The 21470-nt window shown below is 63.6% G+C and carries 23 protein-coding genes; 10 read left to right on the top strand and 13 right to left on the bottom strand.

Annotated features, from left to right (window positions below):
* Positions 1 to 116: 116 nt before the first annotated feature.
* The 3 genes from OP497_RS12795 (at position 117) to OP497_RS12785 (ending at position 6014) form a co-directional block, all read left to right on the top strand.
* Positions 117 to 344, top strand: a complete 228-nt coding sequence (locus OP497_RS12795; protein WP_280548981.1) for a DUF2835 domain-containing protein — start codon at positions 117 to 119, stop codon at positions 342 to 344.
* Positions 345 to 637: 293 nt separating this feature from the next.
* On the top strand, positions 638 to 4615 hold the full coding sequence (locus tag OP497_RS12790) for an EAL domain-containing protein (protein WP_280548979.1): 3978 nt from the start codon (positions 638 to 640) through the stop codon (positions 4613 to 4615).
* A 238-nt stretch (positions 4616 to 4853) separates the two neighbouring features.
* A complete protein-coding gene (locus tag OP497_RS12785; RefSeq protein ID WP_280548978.1) occupies positions 4854 to 6014 on the top strand; it encodes a Fic family protein in 1161 nt (386 codons plus the stop codon).
* A 12-nt stretch (positions 6015 to 6026) separates the two neighbouring features.
* On the opposite strand, the gene OP497_RS12780 is transcribed toward OP497_RS12785, so the two are convergent.
* The 7 genes from OP497_RS12780 to OP497_RS12755 form a co-directional block, all read right to left on the bottom strand.
* Positions 6027 to 6773 carry a M15 family metallopeptidase gene (locus OP497_RS12780; RefSeq protein WP_280548977.1) on the bottom strand — a complete coding sequence of 249 codons (747 nt, stop codon included), beginning with the start codon at positions 6771 to 6773 and terminating at the stop codon, positions 6027 to 6029.
* A gap of 16 nt (positions 6774 to 6789) precedes the next feature.
* Positions 6790 to 6978, bottom strand: a complete 189-nt coding sequence (locus OP497_RS12775; RefSeq protein ID WP_280548976.1) for a hypothetical protein — start codon at positions 6976 to 6978, stop codon at positions 6790 to 6792.
* Between the two features lie 76 nt (positions 6979 to 7054).
* Positions 7055 to 7270: a hypothetical protein gene (locus OP497_RS17515; RefSeq protein WP_348533115.1), complete on the bottom strand. Its 216-nt coding sequence runs from the start codon at positions 7268 to 7270 to the stop codon at positions 7055 to 7057.
* Between the two features lie 62 nt (positions 7271 to 7332).
* Positions 7333 to 7476: a hypothetical protein gene (locus OP497_RS17510; RefSeq protein WP_348533114.1), complete on the bottom strand. Its 144-nt coding sequence runs from the start codon at positions 7474 to 7476 to the stop codon at positions 7333 to 7335.
* A 102-nt stretch (positions 7477 to 7578) separates the two neighbouring features.
* Entirely contained in the window at positions 7579 to 7869 is a 291-nt protein-coding gene (locus OP497_RS12765; protein ID WP_280548975.1) for a type II toxin-antitoxin system RelE/ParE family toxin, read from the bottom strand.
* Positions 7857 to 8135: a CopG family ribbon-helix-helix protein gene (locus OP497_RS12760; RefSeq protein ID WP_280548974.1), complete on the bottom strand. Its 279-nt coding sequence runs from the start codon at positions 8133 to 8135 to the stop codon at positions 7857 to 7859. Before OP497_RS12760 ends, OP497_RS12765 begins: the two co-directional genes overlap by 13 nt.
* A gap of 503 nt (positions 8136 to 8638) precedes the next feature.
* Entirely contained in the window at positions 8639 to 8851 is a 213-nt protein-coding gene (locus OP497_RS12755) for a hypothetical protein (RefSeq protein ID WP_280548972.1), read from the bottom strand.
* A 162-nt stretch (positions 8852 to 9013) separates the two neighbouring features.
* Here OP497_RS12755 and OP497_RS12750 point away from each other — a divergent pair, with 162 nt between their 5' ends.
* The 4 genes from OP497_RS12750 (at position 9014) to OP497_RS12735 (ending at position 11958) form a co-directional block, all read left to right on the top strand.
* Entirely contained in the window at positions 9014 to 9955 is a 942-nt protein-coding gene (locus OP497_RS12750; RefSeq protein WP_280548970.1) for an IS1595 family transposase, read from the top strand.
* A gap of 86 nt (positions 9956 to 10041) precedes the next feature.
* Entirely contained in the window at positions 10042 to 10230 is a 189-nt protein-coding gene (locus OP497_RS12745; protein ID WP_280548968.1) for a hypothetical protein, read from the top strand.
* A 189-nt stretch (positions 10231 to 10419) separates the two neighbouring features.
* Positions 10420 to 11274, top strand: a complete 855-nt coding sequence (gene purU / locus OP497_RS12740) for a formyltetrahydrofolate deformylase (protein WP_280548966.1) — start codon at positions 10420 to 10422, stop codon at positions 11272 to 11274.
* 12 nt (positions 11275 to 11286) lie between these two features.
* A complete protein-coding gene (locus OP497_RS12735; RefSeq protein ID WP_280548964.1) occupies positions 11287 to 11958 on the top strand; it encodes an energy-coupling factor ABC transporter permease in 672 nt (223 codons plus the stop codon).
* Between the two features lie 624 nt (positions 11959 to 12582).
* Here OP497_RS12735 and OP497_RS12730 read toward each other — a convergent pair.
* The 3 genes from OP497_RS12730 to lexA all read right to left on the bottom strand — a co-directional run bounded on the left by OP497_RS12730 (position 12583) and on the right by lexA (position 15186).
* Positions 12583 to 12957, bottom strand: coding sequence for a transposase (locus OP497_RS12730; RefSeq protein WP_280548962.1), 375 nt, complete (start codon positions 12955 to 12957; stop codon positions 12583 to 12585).
* Between the two features lie 492 nt (positions 12958 to 13449).
* Positions 13450 to 14508 carry a DNA polymerase IV gene (dinB, locus tag OP497_RS12725; RefSeq protein ID WP_280548960.1) on the bottom strand — a complete coding sequence of 353 codons (1059 nt, stop codon included), beginning with the start codon at positions 14506 to 14508 and terminating at the stop codon, positions 13450 to 13452.
* A 24-nt stretch (positions 14509 to 14532) separates the two neighbouring features.
* Positions 14533 to 15186, bottom strand: coding sequence for a transcriptional repressor LexA (gene lexA, locus OP497_RS12720; RefSeq protein WP_280548958.1), 654 nt, complete (start codon positions 15184 to 15186; stop codon positions 14533 to 14535).
* 219 nt (positions 15187 to 15405) lie between these two features.
* Here lexA and OP497_RS12715 point away from each other — a divergent pair, with 219 nt between their 5' ends.
* Entirely contained in the window at positions 15406 to 16074 is a 669-nt protein-coding gene (locus OP497_RS12715) for a TetR/AcrR family transcriptional regulator (protein WP_280548956.1), read from the top strand.
* Positions 16074 to 16592 (top strand): L,D-transpeptidase, encoded by a 519-nt coding sequence (locus OP497_RS12710; RefSeq protein ID WP_280548955.1) that lies wholly within the window; start codon positions 16074 to 16076, stop codon positions 16590 to 16592. The genes OP497_RS12715 and OP497_RS12710 overlap by 1 nt, the downstream gene beginning before the upstream one ends.
* Before the next feature lie 210 nt (positions 16593 to 16802).
* Here OP497_RS12710 and OP497_RS12705 read toward each other — a convergent pair whose 3' ends face one another.
* The 3 genes from OP497_RS12705 to pilB form a co-directional block, all read right to left on the bottom strand.
* On the bottom strand, positions 16803 to 16994 hold the full coding sequence (locus tag OP497_RS12705; RefSeq protein ID WP_280548954.1) for a DUF2283 domain-containing protein: 192 nt from the start codon (positions 16992 to 16994) through the stop codon (positions 16803 to 16805).
* A 123-nt stretch (positions 16995 to 17117) separates the two neighbouring features.
* Positions 17118 to 18350 carry a type II secretion system F family protein gene (locus OP497_RS12700; RefSeq protein WP_280548953.1) on the bottom strand — a complete coding sequence of 411 codons (1233 nt, stop codon included), beginning with the start codon at positions 18348 to 18350 and terminating at the stop codon, positions 17118 to 17120.
* Positions 18351 to 18631: 281 nt separating this feature from the next.
* Complete coding sequence (gene pilB, locus OP497_RS12695; RefSeq protein ID WP_280548951.1) at positions 18632 to 20428, bottom strand: type IV-A pilus assembly ATPase PilB; 1797 nt, start codon at positions 20426 to 20428, stop codon at positions 18632 to 18634.
* A 361-nt stretch (positions 20429 to 20789) separates the two neighbouring features.
* On the opposite strand from pilB, the gene OP497_RS12690 reads away from it, so the two are divergent.
* A complete protein-coding gene (locus tag OP497_RS12690; protein ID WP_280548949.1) occupies positions 20790 to 21233 on the top strand; it encodes a pilin in 444 nt (147 codons plus the stop codon).
* Positions 21234 to 21470: the final 237 nt, after the last annotated feature.

Genomic DNA, 21470 nt, shown 5'->3' with positions numbered 1-21470 from the left:
CATGGCAGTGTCCTGATAGCGCCCGGCAGCGAGGGCAATTGATGATGGCAATTGATGATGGTAATTGATGATAAAGTATCAGCGACCTTAGTGCGGACGACAAGTCAGTATTCCCCATGCCCAGTATCGATGTGGTGATCGAGCTCTCCCATGACGCCTGCCTGGCGCACTACGCGGGGCGGGTGCCCAACGTCCAGACCCGCAGCCTGGACGGCCGTCTCGTGGTATTTCCCGCCGAAGCGCTGAGACGGGTGGTGACTCGCGACGGCGTGCATGGTCGCTTCAGGCTGACGTTCACCGAGATGGGGCGCTTCTGTGCGATCCAGCGCCTGGTGTCATCATAAGGTCGGCCATTACTGGCGCGAGGTTCGTCGAGCCCAGAACGCTGTATCACCCTGTCTACGGGGTCGTCGAGCCGAGGCGCATCACCCGGTGTTTCATCAAGTTGCGACGAAAGCCGCCGATAATCCAAGAGGTCGTGAATGATACGCTGAGAACTCTCAGCCCATTGGATGAGGACACAGGCTGGTGTCCTCGCGCGACACCCCGCCCCATCCTGGGCACATAACAACAAGGAAGCGACCGGACGGGTTTGGTTCAGGCCCCTGGTTGACCATGCGCAGGGAGCACAACGTTCATGCCGTTCAAGACCCGCGATATCGCCCTGGATAGCTGGCTGCTGATGGTCTCGGCGGCGTTTGTGCTGATGGGGCTGGCCGGGATGGTGCAGTGGGTATACGACCCCTTGCACACCTTGCTGGTGCCGGATGCCTCGCTGGCGGCCATATTGTCCGGTGTAGGCCTGCTGGCCGTGGCCCAGCACTGGCATCGGGCGCGTCTTGTGGCAGGTAGCGCCCTGCTGGCCCTAGTGCTGTATACCCTGCTACCCATTGCTGGGACCGGCGGGAGTCGGGTGGGCGTCTCGTGGCTGTTTGAGAAGCCGCGGGTTTCCTCATGGGTCGCCGCCACGCTGGTGATGGTAGCCACCGGCTTGTTGTTGGGGCTCGGGCGGCAGGTACTGCGTCGGTTGTGGCAGCTATCCGGGTGTCTGCTGCTGCTCGTCGGACTCTCCGTGCTGGTGCTCGTCTTCTCGGCCGATGGTCCTGAATGGGCGGCCATGACCTCATCCCCGCTGGTGGTGGCGCTGTTCGCGCTGATGTATGGCGCCGGGATGCTGGCGGCGAGTGCCAGGACGGGCCACAGCAGGCTCAAGCTGGGAAGGGCGGCAATCACGGTAGGCCTGGCAGGGGTGTTGGTCAGTACTCTGGCGTGGTGCTTGCTCAGCTGGCAGCAGCAGCAACGGATTTACCAGCAGGCAGAGTATCTGCTCGACAACGTTCGGCTCAACGCCGAGCAGGTGCTGGGCTCGCATTTGATGCTAATGCAGCGCATGGCCGAGCGGCTGGATGCGTCCGCTGTTGGATTGGAAGCCGCTGTACTCGATCGCGATGTGGCCAATCACTTGCGAGATACCCCCAGTCTCGAGGTCATCGGCCTGCTGGATAGCCACCAGGACTGGCGCTGGCGCCGGGCGCGCAGCGCTGAGGCACAGCGCTGGTTGACGCAATGGGCGGGCTCCGAGCGCGTTCGCGACTGGTTGCGCATGCCGTTTCCCCAGCCCCGTCTCATGGTGCCCGATGACGAAGCGCCAGGCCTGGCGATCATGGCGATCGCGGTACCGCGGCGCGACCGGCAACTGGTGGCCGTGCTGGACATGGCCACTCTCCTTGATCGTGAGCTACGCATTCAGCTGGCCGGCTTTCAGGTGAGCCTGTCCCGTGATGACGAGGTGCTTATCTCCCTGGCAGCACCGGGCAGGATTGCCCGTGATGTCACCGGCTCGCCAGCACTTGCATCGCGACACATCGGCTTACCGGGCGGCCCGATGCTCAGCCCCTCCGTGCATGCCGGTCCCGAGGCGGGCTGGCTGCAGGCTGGTATCGGACCGTCAGCCATTGGCATTGGGGGCCTGACGTTGACGTATCTGCTGGTTTTCAGCCTGGGGATGGTGCGCCTGGTACTCGGGCATTCCCGGGAGTCGATGGCTGCGCGGGAGCAGCTCGAACAGCAACAATCCATCCAGGCGATGATAGCCGAGGAGGTCCCGCGCGATCAGACGCTCGAGGCCATCTGCATGATGCTCGAGGGCCAGCTGCCAGGAGCGCTCTGCTCGATCATGCTGGCCGACGACGACGGCCGCGAGCTGCGCCTGGTGGCAGGTAACAGCCTGCCGTTGCGTTACCGGGAGGCGGTCCGCTCGGTTCCCATCGGGGCCGGGATTGGCGCCTGTGGCAGCTCCGCCCATGGTCGGGAAGTGGTGGTCTGTGAGGACATCGAGCATGATCCCCGCTGGAAGGGGTTCAGGTCCCTGGCCACCAACGAGGGGCTCAGGGCCTGCTGGTCGTATCCGGTGATCGCCAGCGAGGGTCGGCTGCTGGGGACCTTTGCGACCTACCATCGACGCCCGGCAAGGCCGGGCAGCAGCGAACTGGACATGATCCGTCAGGCCGTGGACCTGGTCGCACTGGCGGTGGAGCGCGAGCAGGATCGGCGTTCATTGTGGGAGAGCGAGCAGCGCTATCGGTCGCTGTTCGCCTACAACCCGGATGCGGTGTTTTCGCTGGATCTACAGGGACACTTCGTCACGGCGAACGATCATTGTGCTGCACTGACCGGCTCCCCCGTCGAGCAGATACTCGGCACGCACTTTTCAGAATTCCTGAACCCGGACGACCTGGCGCATGTTCAGCAGAAATTCGACATTACGGCGGACGGTGAATCCTGCCGCTATGAGCTGCAGATTTTGCATCGGGATGGCAAGGTCAGGCGGCTGGATATCACCAACCTGCCGATTATCGTCGGCCAGCGTATCAAGGGGGTCTATGGCATCGCCAAGGATGTGACGCAACGGCGGGAACACGAGACCCGCCTGCGGATCCTCGAGCGCGGGGTGGAAGCCAGCGTCAACGGGGTGTTGATCGCTGACGCGGGCGAGCCCGATCTGCCGATCATCTACGCCAATGACACCTTCCAGCGCATGACGGGCTACACACGCGAAGAGATCATCGGCCGCAATTGTCGCTTCCTGCAGGGCGCCGAGACCGACATGGCGGTGGTGCAGCAGATTCGCCAGCAGTTATCTCGAAAGCGCGAGGTCCATGTCACCCTGCGCAACTATCGCAAGGACGGCACCCCCTTCTGGAACGACCTGTATATCGCACCGGTGCGCGATGAGCAGGGGCGGGTCACCCACTATGTGGGCATTCAGAATGACATCTCCGAACACAAGGCCTATGAGGCCCGCCTGGCCTACCACGCCAGTCATGATGCCCTGACGGGGTTGGCAAACCGCGCGTTGCTCGAGGATCGGCTGGTCCATGATTTCGAGATGGCCAGGCGTCAGGGGCACCTGCTGGCGGTGCTCTTCGTCGACCTCGACGAGTTCAAGCCGATCAATGACAGCCTGGGCCATGCCATCGGCGACCAGCTGCTGCTGGGTGTCGCCAAGCGCCTGTCCGCGACGATGCGCCCGGGAGACACCCTGGCGCGTCTGGGCGGCGACGAGTTCGTGGTGCTGCTGCCGGACCTGCACCATGCAGAGCAGGCGCTGCAGGTGGCCGAGCGGCTGCTGCCGATCATTGCCCGGCCCTATCGGGTCGGCGAGCATGAGCTTTCGCTGTCTTGCAGCATCGGCATCGCCATCAGCAGCGCGGACGTCGCCCAGCCCATCGAGCTCATCCAGCAGGCGGACATGGCCATGTACCGGGCCAAGCAGCAAGGTCGCAATGCCTACCAGTGGTTCACGCCCGAGATCACCCGCCGGCTGGGGGATCGCGTCGCGCTTCGCAATGAGCTCCAGGAGGCGATCGATGCCCAGGCCTTCGAGCTGCACTATCAGCCGTTGATCGATCGCCAGGGACGGGTCGCGGGCGTGGAGGCGCTGTTGCGCTGGCCAAACCCCGTGCGCGGTTATGTCTCTCCCGCACAGTTCATTCCCCTGGCCGAGGAGACCGGCCTGATCATTCCCATCAGCGAGTGGGTGCTCTCCCGAGCCTGTCAGGACCTGCGCATGCTCGACCAGGCGGGGCAGGGCATCCTGAACGTTGCGGTCAACCTCTCGCCGCTGCAATTTCACCGTTCGAGCTTTCTCGGCAACCTGCGCCAGACCCTGGCGGTGACCGGGTTGCCAGCGCCCAAACTGTCATTGGAGCTGACCGAAGGCGTGCTGATGAACGATACCGAAAGTGCCATCGACATCTTGCATGCCCTCAGGGGCATGGGCGTGGGCGTCGCCATCGACGACTTCGGGACCGGCTTTTCCAGCCTCAGCTATCTCAAGAACCTGCCCATCGACAAGGTGAAGATCGACCGCAGCTTTGTCAGTGAGGTCACTCACAGTGCGGAGGATGCCGCGATCATCCAGGGCATCATCTCCATGGCCCACCACCTCGGGCTGAAGGTGGTCGCCGAAGGCATCGAGCATGAGCGGCAGCACCACCTGCTGATGACGCATGGCTGCGATCTCTTCCAGGGCTTCCATTTTGCGCGGCCCATGCCACTGGAGCGCCTCATCGAATTCCTCGAAGAGACCCGAACAGTCCCCTTGGGTGAGTAGCGTTGCCGGCAGTGTCTGCATCCCCCCGATGAGAACTATTCTGTTCATGCGATAGCCCGTGGAACACGGGGCAAGAAGGGCTACCGGTGGGGGTGCAATTGATCGCCGACCGCTGGCAGCCATTAACAAGGGGACCTCACCACTTGCCTGCTGAGTCGAATGGGCGCATGATTCAAATCAAAATGTGAGCCGAATATGGTTTGTATTCGGCTCTCTGTCTTCATAATGGCGATTTGAAATGACTGTTCAAGCTCCGAGATGGATCTGGCAGCATCCCGACTGGCCTTGTTTCACCTGGCAGGCGGGAGAGGTTCAGCCTCGTCTACAGAAGTGCTGGAGGAATCTGGGCATCTTGCTTGGCCGATCAGGAGCTCTCAGCCTCGGTGATGAACAGGAGGCAGAAGCGAGGGCGGCGTTGGATACCCTTTTGCAGAACATCGTCACCTCATCGGCGATTGAAGGCGAGCGCCTCAATGTCGCCTCTGTACGTTCTTCTCTTGCACGGCGGCTTGGCATTGAGGAACAAGATGGCCCACCCTCGCTGCGGGCCGAAGGCCTGGCCGAATTGATGCTGGATGCCATCCTGAATTCTGATTCACCGCTTGAGTCAGAGAGACTGCTTCAGTGGCATCGATGGCTATTCCCTGATGCTGAATTTTCTCTGACGGAACGGCGGCCTGGCCAGTGGCGCGGACGGGAGCCGATGCAGGTTGTGTCGGGCCGAATTGATCGACCCAGGGTGCATTTCGAAGCGCCGCCCGGAGAGGGTTTGGAGGTAGAGATCGATCGGTTCCTGGATTGGTTCGAGTCCAGCCGCCATGATCCCGTGCTGGACCCTCTCATCCGAGCGGGCTTGGCGCATTTTTGGTTTGTGACCCTTCATCCGTTCGAGGATGGCAACGGGCGTATCGCTCGGGCAATCGCCGATCGCGCCTTGGCGCAAGCGGACCAGCAGAGTATTCGCTTGTATGCCATGTCAGCAGCGATTCTGGCGCGCAGAGACGAATACTACCGCTGCCTGGAAGCGAGCCAGCGGGGAAGCCCAGACCTCACCGCGTGGCTCGCCTGGTTCTTGGATACCTTGGACGCCACGCTGTTGGATGTACTCGACAGGATCGGTCGTACCCTGGTCAAAGCCCGTTTCTGGCAGCGCTTCAGTGTGGCTGGTCTGCTCCCCGAGCAGATCAAGGTGCTTAACCGGTTGCTTGATGGAGGGGAAAGGGGTTTTGCGCAAGGTATCAGTGCTTCTCAGTATCAGAAAGTGACAACGGTCAGTAAGGCAACGGCCACGCGCCACCTGGCCGGGCTTGTGGAGAAAGGTTGCTTGGTAAGGCTCTCTGCTGGAGGTCGAAGCACGCGCTACCAGATTCCGGAACGGCTTCGTCAGGAAGAGGGTTAGTAGGCCCCTGGCTCACAGCTGTCGCCGCCAGCGGCTTTCGATGGTTTCCCGCTCCGCCGGCCCGTAGAGGGCCTGGGCATGGCCGCTGTAATGGGCCCATAGCTGGTCGCCGGCATCGTAGTGCCACCACTCGCTCGGCAAGTTGGTAAAGCCCTGTTCCCGCATGGCGCCATGGAGGCGGCGGCGGTTGTCGCGGGCCTGCCGCTGTCGGGCGTCCGGGCGAGAAATCGCTTCCAGCGCGACCGTATGGGAGGCCGGCACGGCCTCGTCGAACAGGGTGCCCATGTCCAGCGGCAGCCCGTCGGCATCGCTCAGGGTCACATCCACGGCACCGCCGGTGAGGTGGGGGCTCGGCGAGCTCGCCTCGCGACTGGGCACGGAAACGAATTCTCGCGTTCGTTCCAGCAGTGACTCGTCGCTGAGTTCGGGATGGTGAGAGCGGATGGCCTCCTGCAGCGTATCGAAGAGGTACTGCTGCACGCGCCAGGGCCGCCAGCCGTCCAGGATTACCAGCCCGACCTCCGCGGGCAGGGAGCGTGCCACCTTCAGCAGCCGCCGATAGACCCCTTCACGGACATAGCATTCGTTGATTGCCCCGGGAATGTCCTGCTTGGCATAGACCGGGAAAACCTTGATCGGTGACGGTGCCAGGCTCAACGGAACCAGGGGCTCGTCACTTCCCGTGATGGGGATGCGGCTCACCACCGACCAGTCGGGGTCGGGGTGGCGGACGATGGGCGATGACAGTGAGCGGTTCACGACGGTCTCCATGGGGTCAGCCAAGCTGGGTCGGTAGCCAGAGGTTCAGGGAAGGGAAGAGGATGAGCAGGATCAGTACCAGTATCGCCGTCACCACGAACGGCCCGAAGAGGATCACCGCCAGATCGATGAGCAGCAGGCTGCTGGCAACAGTTAAAGACACGGACCGGCAGATGGCCAGTACGCGAGAGTTCGAAAACGCCATAGTGGATGCCATCTGTCATGGGGCAGGGGGGAGTAGCCCCTGCCCGAACTGCAAGACGTCTTGAGGACGGCGCGGCTTACTCGGCCAGGTGGGTCATCCCGGCATCCTCGAGCGCCATGTCGATGAAGGAAGGATCGATGTCCTGCTCGCCGAGCCATTCCAGGTAGGCCGGCTGGCCCTGCTCGCGGAACGCTGCCAGCGCGTCCTCGGATGGCCGGATCACCTCCATGCCCTGTTCCTCGAGGTAGGCGATGCGCTCGTCGACCCGGGTCTCGTTGTGCTCGCGGGCCATCTGGTTGGCCTCCGAGACCGCCTCCAGGAAGGCCTCGCGCGTCGCGTCGTCCCAGCCGTCGATCAGGCGCCGTTGCCGACCAGGAACTGGTCCGAGTACTGGATGTTGGCCAGCGTCAGGTAGTCCTGCACCTCGTAGAGGCTGCCCATGATGATGTACATCGGCGGGTTCATCTGGCCATCGGCGACACCGGTCTTCAGCGCCATGTAGACCTCGGTCCAGGGGATCGGCGTGCCGGCTTCCTAAAGACCGCTTGGGAAGCACGCGAGATCGTGGCGGTGAGTCGGCTCGCTATCGATTGCTGCCCGTTAGAAGCCGGCTTCTCTCTGGTGACGGATGGCCAGTACCACCACAGTGTCCCCATCGAGACGATACCGGGCGATGTAAGCGCTATTACCAAAATCAATCAGCCAATCCCGGTATTCCTCGGATAGATCATCAATCGGGCGGCCGATATGTGGGAATTTTCCAAGCTCCTCGAGGCCCTGGATGAGCGCCTTAGCGGCTCTCTCGGCTGCTGCTGGATTCTTCGGCCGCAGGAACTCACGCAGTCGCTCCAGATCCCGTATTGCTGACGGGGAAAAGATCACTTGTGGCATGTTGGTGCGGACACCTCATCATCCTTTCCCCAGCTGCCCAGCCACTGCTCGACTTCGTCAGCGGTCGTATGCACGCCAGTCGCTTGGTAATCCTCCCAAACCTTGAGCGTTTCCTGCCTGAACATCTCTCGTCTTTCCTCTCGCTCCACATACTGCTCAATGGCCTCACGCATGAGCCAGTGTGCCGAGCGCTGACGGGCGTCGGCCAGATTCTGCACCCGTCCTTTCAGATCGTCGTCGAGTTTGATGGATGTTGGTTTTGCCATGCCGACCTCCGTAGCAAAAGGTAATACCTATTGTTACTATAGGTCTTGTCGGCTGATCTGTCGATGGCCAGCCCACAAGAAAGAAACCCTTGGTGCCGCGAGCATCGTAGCTGCTTGGCAATTCTGTCGCGGCACGGCCGACAACCCTGGAAACCCATGGAAGAGGAGAGGAGGCGAGACTCGCGGCCGACACCATGCCGGCACTGGCTCGATCCGATCATCCGGGATCCTACTTCATCGGGCCCCGTGTGATTGACCACCCGATTGGTTCGGGAAGTAGCCTGCCAAAGCTGATGTTGGTGACGGTTGAGCGAGCGGCTCGATAAGCCTCTTTACCGATACAGAATAGATCAATGTCGACAGATTCACGAAACTCATCAAGTTCGAGCGCGATGCGGGTTCCTCCCCCGAACAAAATGTTGTTCTCACAAAGGAAGTCAGGATCAAAACTCGCGAGGATATTGCTGATCGCTTTATGATAAGGGCGGCTATACATTACGTCATCAAGCCACGAGAAGATGGCCGTGACCGTAGATGCGGGCCAGTTTTTTAATTAATGCGAGTTCATCCTCGCTCAGCCGTTTTTTCTCAATAAAACGCCATCTCTCTTCATAGAGGCGAAACGCTATCTCGGGATCGACATAATCCTCTGCACGATCCCAAAGAATGGCATCGAGCTCTGGATAGGCATGTCGATTGATTGGAGGGATAGTCATAGATGCGCCAACGGTTAATCGGAGGGTGGTTTGCAATTAATTTTAATTATAGCTGGTTGGGCTGGTGAACGTCAAAAAGCTACCTGATTACTCATGTTGATCAGCCCCCACCACGCCAGCTTGTCCTATACTGAGGTTATATCCAGTAGAGGAGCCGACGTCATGGCACGTAATCCTATCCAGTTTCAGCCCGGCCTGTCGCTGCCGGCCTTCCTCGACCAGTACGGCACGGAAGAGCAGTGCCGGGCGGCGCTCTATCGGTATCGTTGGCCCAAGGGCTTCGTCTGCCCCGACTGCGGCAACACGACCTGCTGCCAGCTTTCGCGGGGGCTCTACCAGTGCCATCGCTGCCATCATCAGACCTCGCTGACGGCCGGTACCATCTTCCATGGCACGCACTTGCCGCTGACCACCTGGTTTCTGGCGATCTACCTGCTCACGCAGCGCAAGAGTGGCATCTCGGCGCTGCAGCTGTCCCGGGAGCTCGGCGTCGCCTACAACACCGCCTGGAAGCTCAAGCACAAGGTGCTGCAGGTCATGCACGAGCGCAACCAGGGAGAGACGCTCTCAGGACGCATCGAGATCGATGATGCCTACCTGGGCGGCGAACGGCCGGGAAAGCGCGGGCGCGGCGCTGAGCGCAAGTTCCCGTTTGTCGCCGCCGTGCAAACCGATGAAGACGGCCATCCGCAGCGTGTCCAGCTGCGCCGCGTGAACGGCTTTACCCTTGACGAGATACGTCGCTACGCCCACCAGGCCATTGCGCCCGGGAGTCAGGTCATCAGCGATGGCCTCGGGTGTTTCCGAGCCTTCGACACGCCCACCTACGTCCATGATCGCCACGTCACCGGGGGTGGGCGTGCCAGCGTGGCGAACCCAGAGTTCAACTGGGTCAACACGCTGCTCGGTAACGTGAAGAACGCCATCACTGGCACTTACCATGCCATCCGCGGGCAGCATGCCACACGCTACCTGGCCGAGTTCGAGTACCGCTTCAATCGGCGCTACGACCTCAAGGCCATGATCCCCCGCTTTCTCACCGTGGCGGCGAAAACGCCGCCTATGCCATACCGGTTCCTGAAGATGGCTGAGCCTTATGCGTAATCAGGAAAAGCTATGCGTGCCAGAGGGTCGCGCTTTATTGCCAGGCCTACGCTAGATTCGCAACCCCCGCCTCACAGGAGCGCAAGATGTTTGCCATCGATACCGATGCCCTGGTGGCAGATCTGCTGGCGATTCCCTCGCCCTCCCTGCATGGCCAGCCCATGGTGGACTGGCTGGTGCCCCGGCTGGAGGCGGCAGGACTGACGGTGGCGACGACTGCCCGCGGTAACCTGTATGCGCAGCGGCCGGGCGATACACCGTCTCGCGCGGGGTAGGGCAGGTCGTAGATGCGCTGGCAGGTGGTCATGCTCATCAGCAGGCGAATCGGGAAGCGGCACATCAGCGCGAGCAGCGGGGCGGGGCAGTGGATCGGGTGGGCGTTCGAGGCCGTCCCGGGCGTGCCCGAAGCCCCTGTTTTGGCTACACTGTCGCCCCCAGCCACCGCCGCAATCCGGGATCATCCGATGTCACACTACTACCGCCTGGTGGTTTCCTGTCCCGACCGCCTGGGCATCGTCGCCAGGGTCTCCAACTTCATCGCCGGGCACGGCGGCTCGATCACCGAGGCCAGCCAGCACTCCGACCTGGAGGGCGGGCGCTTCTTCATGCGCTACGAGATCCTGGCCGACTCCGTGGGCATGCCGCCCGACGCGCTGCGCGAGGCGTTCGCGCCCGTTGCCTCCGAGTTCGAGATGACCTGGGCGCTTACCGATACTCGCCAGCGGCGGCGGGTGGTGCTGATGGTGTCGCGGGAGACCCACTGCCTGGTGGACCTGCTCTATCGCTGGACGGCGGGGGAGCTCGACTGCGACATCGCCGGCGTGATCTCCAACCACGAGGACATGCGTGGCCTGGTGGAGTGGCACGGCATCACCTACCACCATGTGCCGGTCAAGGCCGACGACAAGCAGGCCGCCTTCGCCGAGGTGCAGCGGCTGGTCGACGAGGCCCACGCCGACTGCGTGGTGCTGGCGCGCTACATGCAGATCATGCCGCCCGAACTCTGCCAGCGCTTCCAGGGGCGGATGATCAACATCCACCACAGCTTCCTGCCATCGTTCGCGGGCGCGAGGCCCTACCACCAGGCCCACCAGCGCGGCGTCAAGCTGATCGGCGCCACCTGTCACTACGTCACCGAGGAGCTCGATGCCGGGCCGATCATCGAGCAGGACATCCACCGGGTCAGCCACTGCCACACGCCCAGCGACCTGGTGCGCTTCGGCCGCGATGTGGAGAAGGCCGTGCTGGCCCGCGGCCTGCGCTGGCACCTGGAGGATCGCGTGCTGATTCACGGCAACAAGACCGTGGTCTTTGCCTGACGGAGTGACCTCATGACGATTGCCGAGCCGGTTCTCGCCCCCTGGCTGCTGTGGCTCTGCGGCCTGGTCTCGCTGGCGGTGGTTGGCCTGGCGTTGAGCCGCCGGCCGTGGGTCGCGCTGCTCGACGACCACGCCCTGCAGCACCGCTGGCTCGCCGCCACCGTGATGGTGATGCTGCTCTGGCAGCTGCGCGCCCAGGCGGTGGACTGGCTGACCCTGCACCTGATGTTCACCGCCCTGCTGACCCTGGTCTTCAAGGCACCGCTGGCGCTGCTCTCGATTACCGCGATCAATATCGCCATGGTGCTGCTGGGGCGCATCGAGTGGCCGCTGCTGGGCGTCAACGTGCTGATCACCGGAGTGGTACCGGCGCTGGTGATGGGCATCGTCTGGCGGCTGGTCGACCGGCGCCTGCCCGACAACCTGATGGTCTTCCTGTTCGTCTGCGCGTTCTTCGGCTCGGCGCTCGCCACCCTGGCGGCGGGCCTGGCCGCCGTGGGGCTGATGGCGCTGGGCGCCATGGATACCGAGGCGTTGCGCCAGGCGCTGGAGTACGCCCGCTTCCTGCCGCTGCTGATGCCCTCCGAGGCCTTCATTACCGGCATGCTGATGAGCATCCTGCTGGTCTATCACCCCGGCTGGGTCGCGACCTTCAACGATCATCGGTATATCGATACCAAGTGAGTGGCCTGACACCAAGGGTTTAGCAACCAATCTCTGTGCAAGTGCGGTTCCCAGACTAGGTTCAGGTCACCTGTAGGAGCGGTGCTTGCACCGCGAAATGCGGAGATCGGTAGACAATCGCCATGCAAGCACGGTTCCTACAAGGAGTTCAGCGGTGGCTTCAGCCCCCTGTAGGAGCGGTGCTTGCACCGCGAAAGGCGGAGGTCTCCAAATCTGTGGGAGCGGTCGGTTCGACGACTCGACTTGCACCGCGAAAGGTGGAACACACAGTCAATGGGAATTGGCAACCTATCGCCGTGCAAGCACGGCTCCCACAAGAAGTTCAGTGGCGATATCAGTACCTGTGGGGGCGGGCGGTTCGACGGCATTGTGGGAGCGGTCGGTTCGACGACTCGACTTGCACCGCGAAAGATTGAGCGCACTGAATCGCCGTGCAAGCACGGTTCCTACAAGGAGTTCAGCGGTGGCTTCAGCCCCCTGTAGGAGCGGTGCTTGCACCGCGAAAGGTGTAGGGCTCCGAATCTGTGGGAGCGGTCGGTTCGACGACTCGACTTGCACCGCGAAAGTCGGAGCGCACAGACAATGGGAATTGGCAACCTATCGCCGGCTCCCACATCCACCTCCCTACAGCCACGCCGCATTCCAGTATGGGTAGTCCATGATGTTGTCCACCAGGCCTGCCCGCAGGGGATTGGCCACGATATAGCGGGCAACCGACTTCAGGTCCTCCTCCTTCCTCAGGGCATGGTCATGAAAACCGCGCTGCCACACGGCTTCGCCGATATCGCAGGCTACCTTGGCCTTGTAGAGCTTTACCGTGGTAGAAATCGAAGCCCCCTTGAGCTGAATCAGCCAGTGCAGGTGGTCAGGCATCAGCACAAAACTCAGGGTATCCGCATGCCGTTGAACCGCATCGCAATACAGGTAGCGGCAGGCCAGGCATGCCTTGAGCGGGTTCCGGAAATGAGGTTCCCGATCATGGGTGACGATCGTCAGCAAGTAGCAGTACCCGGGAATGGACCTGCGGCCCTTTCGAAGATCATGGCTGTGGGGTTGTGGCATGCATTTGGATCCCTCTGATTGCCGTGATTTTCAGTCTAGCGACTTGCACCGCGAACTGCGCAGGCCGGCAGCCAATCGCCGTGCAAGCACGGCTCCCACAAGGAGTTCAGTGCAGGCTTCAGCCCCCTGTAGGAGCGATGCTTGCACCGCGAAATGCGCAGGCCGGCAGCCAATCGCCGTGCAAGTCGAGGCGTCGAACCGACGGCTACCACAACAGGTTCATGTCACCTGCCCCCTCCCTGTAGGAGCGATGCTTGCATCGCGAAATGCGCAGGCCGGCAGCCAATCGCCGTGCAAGCACGGCTCCCGCAAGGAGTTCAGTGCAGGCTTCAGCCCCCTGTAGGAGCGATGCTTGCATCGCGAAATGCGCAGACCAGCAGCGAATCGCCGTGCAAGTCGAGACGTCGAACCGACGGCTCCTACAAGGTCCTAGATTGGCAGTGAGAGCTGCTGTCGTGCTTCCTCGGGCACCAGGCGCACGCCGACGCCGAGCAGGCGTACCGGGCGTCGGGCGCGGGCCCAGGCCTGTTCCAGCAGGCGGGTGTAGCTCTCGGCATCGGGGCTGAGGCCGCGGCTTTCCAGGGTGGTGAGGCTGAAGTCGTCGAAGCGCACCTTGACGAAGAGTCCGGCCATGGGCGGGTGGCCGTGGCGTTCCAGGCGGCCCTGCAGCTTGTCGCAGAGCGGGGCGAGGGCGGCGCTGGCGGTGGCGAGGTCGGGGAGGTCGTGGTCGAAGGTGCTCTCCACGCTGACCGACTTGCGCTCACGCTCGATGCGCAACGGGCGATCATCGATGCCGCGGGAAAGCTCATACAGCCGGCGGCCGAACTTGCCGAAGTCGTCCAGCAGGCGCTCGATGGGACGCGTTCGCAGGTCGGCGCAGGTGCGGATGCCCATGGCGTCGAGCTTCGCGCCGGTGGCCGGCCCCACGCCGTGGAGCTTCTTGACCGGCAGGTCGCGCACGAAGGCGTCGACCTGCGTCGGCGGGATCACCGTCAGGCCGTCGGGCTTCTCCCAGTCGCTGGCGATCTTGGCCAGGAACTTCGACGGCGCCGCGCCCACCGAGACGGTGATACCCGTGCGCCGATAGCACTCCTCCTTGAGCCAGCGGGCCATCCAGGTGGCGCTGCCGCGAAACCCCTCCACCTCGGTGACGTCAAGGAAGGCCTCGTCCAGCGACAGCGGCTCCACCAGCGGGGTGAGCTCGTGGAACACCGCCTGGATCTGCCGCGACACCTCGCGGTACTTCTCGAACTGGCCGCGCATCAGCGTCAGGTGCGGGCAGAGGCGCAGCGCCCGGGCGGTGGGCATGGCGGAGTGGATGCCGTAGGTACGGGCGGGGTAGTTGCAGGTGGCGATCACCCCGCGCTGCTCCCGCGAGCCGCCGATGGCCAGCGGGATGTCGCGCAGGGCGGGGTTGTCACGCATCTCCACCGCGGCGAAGAAGCAGTCACAGTCGGCGTGGAGGATCTTGCGGACGCGCTCGGTCATGGGGCGAGGGGCAGCCGGCGTCGATCAGAGCGCCTGGCCGCTGCCGCCACGGATCACGCCCACGCCGATGCCCTCGATCTCCAGCGGGTCATGGCGCAGGTCCACCTCGAGGGGCGCGAAGTCGGGGTTCTCGGCCTCCAGGGTGACCACATGGCCCTGGCGGTGGAAGCGCTTGACGGTGACTTCGTCCTCCAGGCGCGCCACCACGATCTGGCCGTCGCGGATGCGCTCGGTGCGGTGCACGGCCAGCAGGTCGCCCTCGAGGATGCCGGCATCCTTCATGGAGAGGCCGCGCACCCGCAGCAGGTAGTCGGCCCGAGGGGTGAAGTACTCCGGGGGCAGCGGGCAGTAGCGGTCGATGTGCTCGGCGGCGAGTATCGGGCTGCCGGCGGCCACCTCGCCGATGATCGGCAGGCCCTGGACCGGCTCGTTCAGCCCCTCCTCGTTGGCCGCCTCCGGCTCCTGGGCGGGCAGGCGGATGCCCCGGGAGGTCCCGCGGATCACCTTGATCGCCCCCTTGCGCTCCAGGGCGCGGAGGTGCTCCTCGGCGGCATTGGGGGACTTGAACCCCAGCGCCCGGGAGATCTCCGCCCGAGTCGGCGGGTAGCCCAGCTCGTTCATGGTCTTGACGATGAAGTCGTACACGTTCTGCTGCCGGGCCGTGAGTGAGCGACTCATGGGGCCTCCAGGGTCGTTAACCAGGGGGTGGCGAGCGCCTCGCCACATGTCTGATCAAGTATACAGCATGTCTTTCTGTCCAGTAAAAGTGTAGCCGCTCGACGCCGTGTATTGCCGTTTCAAACACCCACCCCCCTGCGGCATTGAGCCGCGCCCTTGGCTGTCATACACTCGCGGCATATTCAAACAATTGTTTCCAATGATGTGGAGCCGATGCCCATGGCCCAGCAGCCCGACACCGTCACGCGCATCCTCGATACCGCCGAGGTGCTGTTCGCCGAACGTGGCTTCGCCGAGACCTCGCTGCGTCACATCACCAGCAAGGCCAAGGTCAACCTGGCGGCGGTCAACTACCACTTCGGCTCCAAGAAGTCGCTGATCCAGGCGGTGTTCGCGCGCTACCTCGATCCCTTCACCGTGCGCTTCCACGCCGCCCTCGACGAGCTCGAGGCGGACCACGCGGGGGGCGTCATCCCGCTGGAAGAATTGCTGGAGACCATGGCGCGCAGCGTGCTCGAGGTGCCGGCGGAGCGCAACAGCCTCAAGGGGTTCATGCGCCTGCTGGGGCTCGCCTACAGCCAGGCCCAGGGCCACCTGCGGCGCTACATCCAGGAGGAGTACGGCAGCGTCTTCACCCGCTTCACCGAGCTGGTGCGCCGCGCCACGCCGGAACTGCCCGATGCCGAGCGCTTCTGGCGGCTGCACTTCATGCTGGGCACGGTGATCTTCACGCTCTCCGGCCTGGATGCCCTGCGCGACATCGCCGAGAAGGACTACGGCGAGCACGTCAGCGTGCGCGACCTGGTGCGTCGTCTGCGCCCGGTGGTGGTGGCGGCCATGAACGCGCCGCTGCCCGAGCCTGCCCCGGCCCGGCGCGAGGCCGGCTGATGCGCACGCCCTTGCTCACCGAACTGCCGCCGGCGGAGGGCGTGTGGCTGGAGATCGACACGGCCGCCCAGCGGCTCAGCGTCTGGCGGGGGCGCGAGGTCGAGTGGTCCTGCGAGGTCTCCACGGCGGCCAACGGCACCGGGGAAGAGGAGGGCAGCGGCGCCACGCCGCTGGGCTGGCACACCATTCGTGCCGCCATCGGCGCGGGCAACAAGCCGGGGTCCGTCTACCGCGGCCGCCGGCCCACCGGCGAGGTCTACAGCGAGGCCCTGGCCGCCGAGCACCCGGGGCGCGACTGGATCCTCACCCGCATCCTCTGGCTCAGCGGCCTGGAGCCAGGCCGCAACCGCGGCGGCAGCGTTGACTCCCAGCGGCGCTATATCTACCTGCACGGCACCCCGCCGAGCGAGCCCATGGGCATTGCCCGCTCCCATGGCTGCATCCGTGTGCGCGATAGTGAGCTGCTGGCGCTGTTCGAGATCGCCCTGCCGGGCACACCGGTCTGGCTGCATGGTTGAGGGGTAAGCGGCCAAGCAGCCAAGCAGCCAAGCAGCCAAGCAGCCAAGCAGCCAGACTTTGCGACTTTATAGAGATCTTTCATTGACGCCTTGATGGGCGATGCCATCATCCTGCTCGGCGCTCGGCGCTCGGCGCTCGGCGCTCGGCGCTCGGCGCTCGGCGCTCGGCGCTCGGCGCTCGGCGCTCGGCGCTCGGCGCTCGGCGTTAAATCACGCCGCCTCGCTCTTGAGCAGCGGCCAGGCGCCCTGTTTAGAGGCTTCCAGGATCACCACCTCGACGATGGTGCCATCCTTTGCGTAGCTGATATGCGTATTCCAGTCCTGTGAGCGTTCACGAGCTATCGGCTTGTCGGCAAGGTGCAGTACCAGGATGTCATCCGCCTCGTCATAGGTGGTGCGCATGATCAAGCCTCCCATTGGATCAGGTTCCTGGTCCTTTATATCCTCGGCTGGCCGCTTGGCCGCTTGGCCGCTTGGCCGCTTGGCCGCTTGGCCGCTTGGCCGCTTGGCCGCTTGGCCGCTTTGTCAGATCACGCTCCCCAGCTCGAAGATCGGCAGGTACATCGAGATCACCAGGCCGCCGACCAGCACACCCAGCACCACGATGATGAAGGGCTCGAGCAGCGAGGTGAGGGTATCCACCTTGTTGTCGACTTCCTCCTCGTAGTAGTCCGCCACCCGGTTGAGCATGGCGTCCAGCGAGCCCGCCTCCTCGCCGATCCCCACCATCTGCACCGCCAGCGCCGGGAACTGGTCGGTCATGCGCATGGCGAAGTTGAGCTGCTGGCCGGTGGCCACGTCCTCGCGGATCTGGGCGATGGCGCGCTCGTAGACCATGTTGCCCGCCGCGCCCTCGGCGGTCTCCAGCGCCTCCACCAGCGGCACGCCAGCGCCGAAGGTGGTGGCGAGCGTGCGCGAGTAGCGCGCCACCGAGGACTTGTCGAGGATGTCGCCGATCACCGGGATGCGCAGCGACATCTTGTGCATGCGGTAGCGGAAGGCCTTGGATTTCTTCATGCCGGTGCGGAGGAAGAAAACAAGGGCCATCACGCCGAGCACGCCCCACCACCAGTATTGCTGGGCGAACTCCGACATCGATATCGTCATGCGGGTCATGGCGGGCAGCTCGGCGCCGAAGCCCTGGAAGAGGCTCTCGAACTGCGGCACCACCTTGATCAGCAGCAGGGCGGTAACGCCGATGCCCACCGCGATGACGGCCGCCGGGTACCAGAGCGCCTTCTTGACCCGGCTCTTGAGCGACTCCATCTTCTCCTTGTAGGCCGCCACCCGCTCGAGCATGTGGTCCAGCGAGCCCGACTGCTCCCCGGCCTCCACCAGGTTGGCGAACAGCCGGTCGAACTGGTCCGGATGGCGCCTCAGCGCCTCGGAGAAGCTCGACCCGGCGGCCACGTCGTTCATCAGCTCCTGCACCAGCGCGCTCATCGCCGGCTTCTTGAGGCTCTCCGCCACCACCTGGAAGGCCTGCAGCACCGGCACGCCGGCGCGGATCATGGTCGCCATCTGGCGGGCGAAGAGCATGATGTCCCGCGGCTTGATCGAGCCCATGCCGCCGCCAATGGCGCTCTTGCGACGGATGTTCTTGATCGCGATGCTCTGGCCCTTGAGGGTATTCTCCACCTCGACCCGCTTGGGCGCGATCATCTCGCCGGCCACCTTGCGACCGTTGGGGCCGAGGCCCGTCCACCGCCAGCGGTAGAGCTTGGTCTTCTGTGACTTGCGCATGGGCTTCGTTGCCATGTTCATTTCCCTGTCCCCGCGTTATGTGTTGTCAGGTCTTGCACGGCGGTTGTTGGATTTTGTGGGTGCCGATTGCTCCTGCAGTTGCTGTAGCCGCCACTGAGCTACTTGTGGGAGCGGTGCTTGCACCGCGAAAGGCGGAGAGCACAAATCGCCGTGCAAGTCGAAGCGTCGAACCGACGGCTCCCACAAAACACCACCCCCAACAAGCACAGCTCTTACAATACCGCGCCGCTTGGCCGCTTGGCCGCTTGGCCGCTTGGCCGCTTGGTCGCTTTTCGCTAGTCCTTCGTCACCCGGTTGACCTCGGCCAGGCTGGTCAGCCCCTGCATTACCTTCAGGAGACCGCTGCGCCGCAGGTCCGGGTGGCCTTCCTTTCTGGCCAGCTGATCAAAGTCCCGCGAGTTGCCGTTGGTCATGATCAGGTGGCTCATGTCGTCAGTGATCGGCACCACCTCGTAGATGCCCACCCGGCCCTTGAAGCCCTGGGTGCAGTGCTTGCAGCCCACCGGCTCGTAGATGGTGGCGCCGGCCACCTCCTCCTCGGTGAAGCCCTGCTGCCGCAGCACCTCGCGGGGGATGTCCGCCGGCTGCTTGCAGCGCTTGCAGAGCCGCCGCGCCAGGCGCTGGGCGATGATCAGGCTCACCGAGCTGGCGATATTGAAGGGCGCCACGCCCATGTTGGCCAGGCGGGTCAGCGTCTCCGCCGCCGAGTTGGTATGCACCGTGCTGAGTACCAGGTGGCCGGTCTGGGCGGCCTTGACGGCGATCTCGGCGGTCTCCAGGTCGCGGATCTCGCCGACCATCACCACGTCCGGGTCCTGACGCAGGAAGGCGCGCAGGGCGCTGGCGAAGTCCAGGCCGATCTTGGGCAGCACGTTCACCTGGTTGACCCCCGGCACCTTGATCTCCACCGGGTCCTCGGCGGTGCAGATGTTGCGCTCCACCTGGTTGAGGATATTGATGCCGGTGTAGAGGGTCACCGTCTTGCCGCTGCCAGTGGGGCCGGTGACCAGGATCATGCCCTGGGGGTCGTCGAGCACCGCCTCGTACATGTCGCGCTGCTCGGGGGTGAAGCCCAGCTGCTCGATGCCCATCTGGGCGGAGCTGGGGTCGAGGATGCGCAGCACCATCTTCTCGCCGTAGACCGTGGGCAGCGAGTTGACGCGAAAGTCGATGGAGCGGGTGGTGGAGAGCTTGAGCTTGATGGCGCCATCTTGCGGCAGGCGGCGTTCCGAGATGTCCAGCCGCGACATCACCTTGAGGCGCGCCGAGATCCGCGAGCGCATGGCGAAGGGCGGGTGGGCCACGTCGTGGAGGATGCCGTCGATGCGAAAGCGCACCCGGTAGCTAGTTTCGTAGGGCTCGAAGTGGATGTCCGAGGCGCCGCGATGGATGGCGTCCAGCAGGATCTTGTTGACGAACTTGACGATGGGCGCGTCATCGCCGGCCGCGGCCACCGCCGCCTGCTCGTCGGTGGCGTCCACCACTCCTTCGTCGTAGGCCAGCTGGCCCACGGCGTCGTCGACGTCGCCCAGCTCATCGAGCATGCTGCGCTCGCTGCGCGCCAGATACCCCTCCAGCACCGGGCCGAGCTGGTCCACCGGGGCCAGCACCCCCTCCGGCGTGAGGCCGGTGGCGAACTGCAGCTCGTCGAGCAGGGCAAGGGTCGAGGGGTAGGGCACCGCCACGGTGAGCCGATGGCCATGGCGCACCAGCGGCAACACCCCCAGCCGGCGCAGGATCTTGTCCGGGTACTCCGCCGCGGGAGGCAGGCTCTCCAGGCGGATGGCGTCCAGGTCGATGATCGGCAGGCCATACTCCCAGGCGGCGGTCAGCGTGGCCTTGCGCGCCGGCACCATGCCCGCCTCGATCAGGTGCTCGAGCAGCGACATCTCCGCCTCGCGGGCTTCAGACTCGGCGCGTACCGCCGCCGCCTCGCCCAGCAGGCCATCGCTCACCAGGCGCCGGGCCAGCCCGCGCAGCCCGTGGCGATGGGTGGCGCCATGCAGCGCCGAGGGCATGGGCGCAGGCTGAGCCGGCGGCATCTCGGGGGACGGGGGACGGTAGTCGTTCATGGCGCCTCATGGTGTCGCAGCAGGGTGCCGCTGGAATGTGTCGTCTGCGCTGATTCTAGCCCCTGTGGCCACCCCCCGCCCAGCGCGGCACCACGATCCTTCAACCTTTTCCTCGCACTTCGGCTCATACAGTAGTATGAAAATTCTGCTACTCACTCACCTTTCGGCTACAATACCCCTTGCAGGGTTGCGAAGCGTAAATTAATGTAACCCTTACCGGGCGGCATGACGCCCGATGAACCCGGTGGCAGGGCAAAGGCTGAGACGGCTCATCCTGCCCACCTAACGTGAACCCGCACGGGCGGCGAGAAGAAGGCAGATGCCAGACGCGCCACGGCGGACAGGAGCAAGGGGCAGGGCCATGAAGAAACAAGGCATGCAGAAATACGTGAAGACCGGGCAGGGCGGTTTTACCCTGATCGAACTGATGATCGTGGTGGCGATTATCGGGATTCTGGCGGCGATTGCGATTCCGAGGTATCAGGATTATACGGTTAGGGCTAGAGTAACTGAAGGTTTAAGTTTAGCTTCTCCTGCGAAAGTTTTAGTTGCGGAGAATGCTTTTGCTGGTGAAGCTGATTTAAGTACTGGCTGGACAATACCTGGCGCAACTACAAATGTAACCTCAGTTGCAGTTAATGCGGCAGGTACGATAACTATTACTTACACTGCTGAAGCCAACAATATTGTTTTGACACTAGTTCCGGCTAATACTGGCGTGGCTTCCACCGACAATATCACATGGACGTGTTCACAAACTTCAGCTGTTCCAGAGACCCAGTTGCCTAGTGAGTGCAGAGTGTGATGAGCTAGTTATGGGAAGACCTCCATTTCCCACCTAGCCTGAATCAACCAGCGGCCGGCAGAGATGCCGGCCGCTGGCGTTTTGGGCTTCTTTCCTTCCCACCTGGCCAGGCTAATCGGGGACAGACCCTGATGGATCCCCACGAAATAGATAAGAAAATCAGGATGATATGATTGAAAAGACCTGCATGGGTCGGCATGTTGTTAATCGCCAAACAAACAATATGCCTAAGGAGGA

This window comes from Halomonas sp. 11-S5 (assembly GCF_029889825.1).
Classification (GTDB): Bacteria; Pseudomonadota; Gammaproteobacteria; order Pseudomonadales; family Halomonadaceae; genus Halomonas.
Note: the sequence above shows the minus strand (reverse complement) of the source record. Positions and strands in the feature narration are given on the sequence as shown.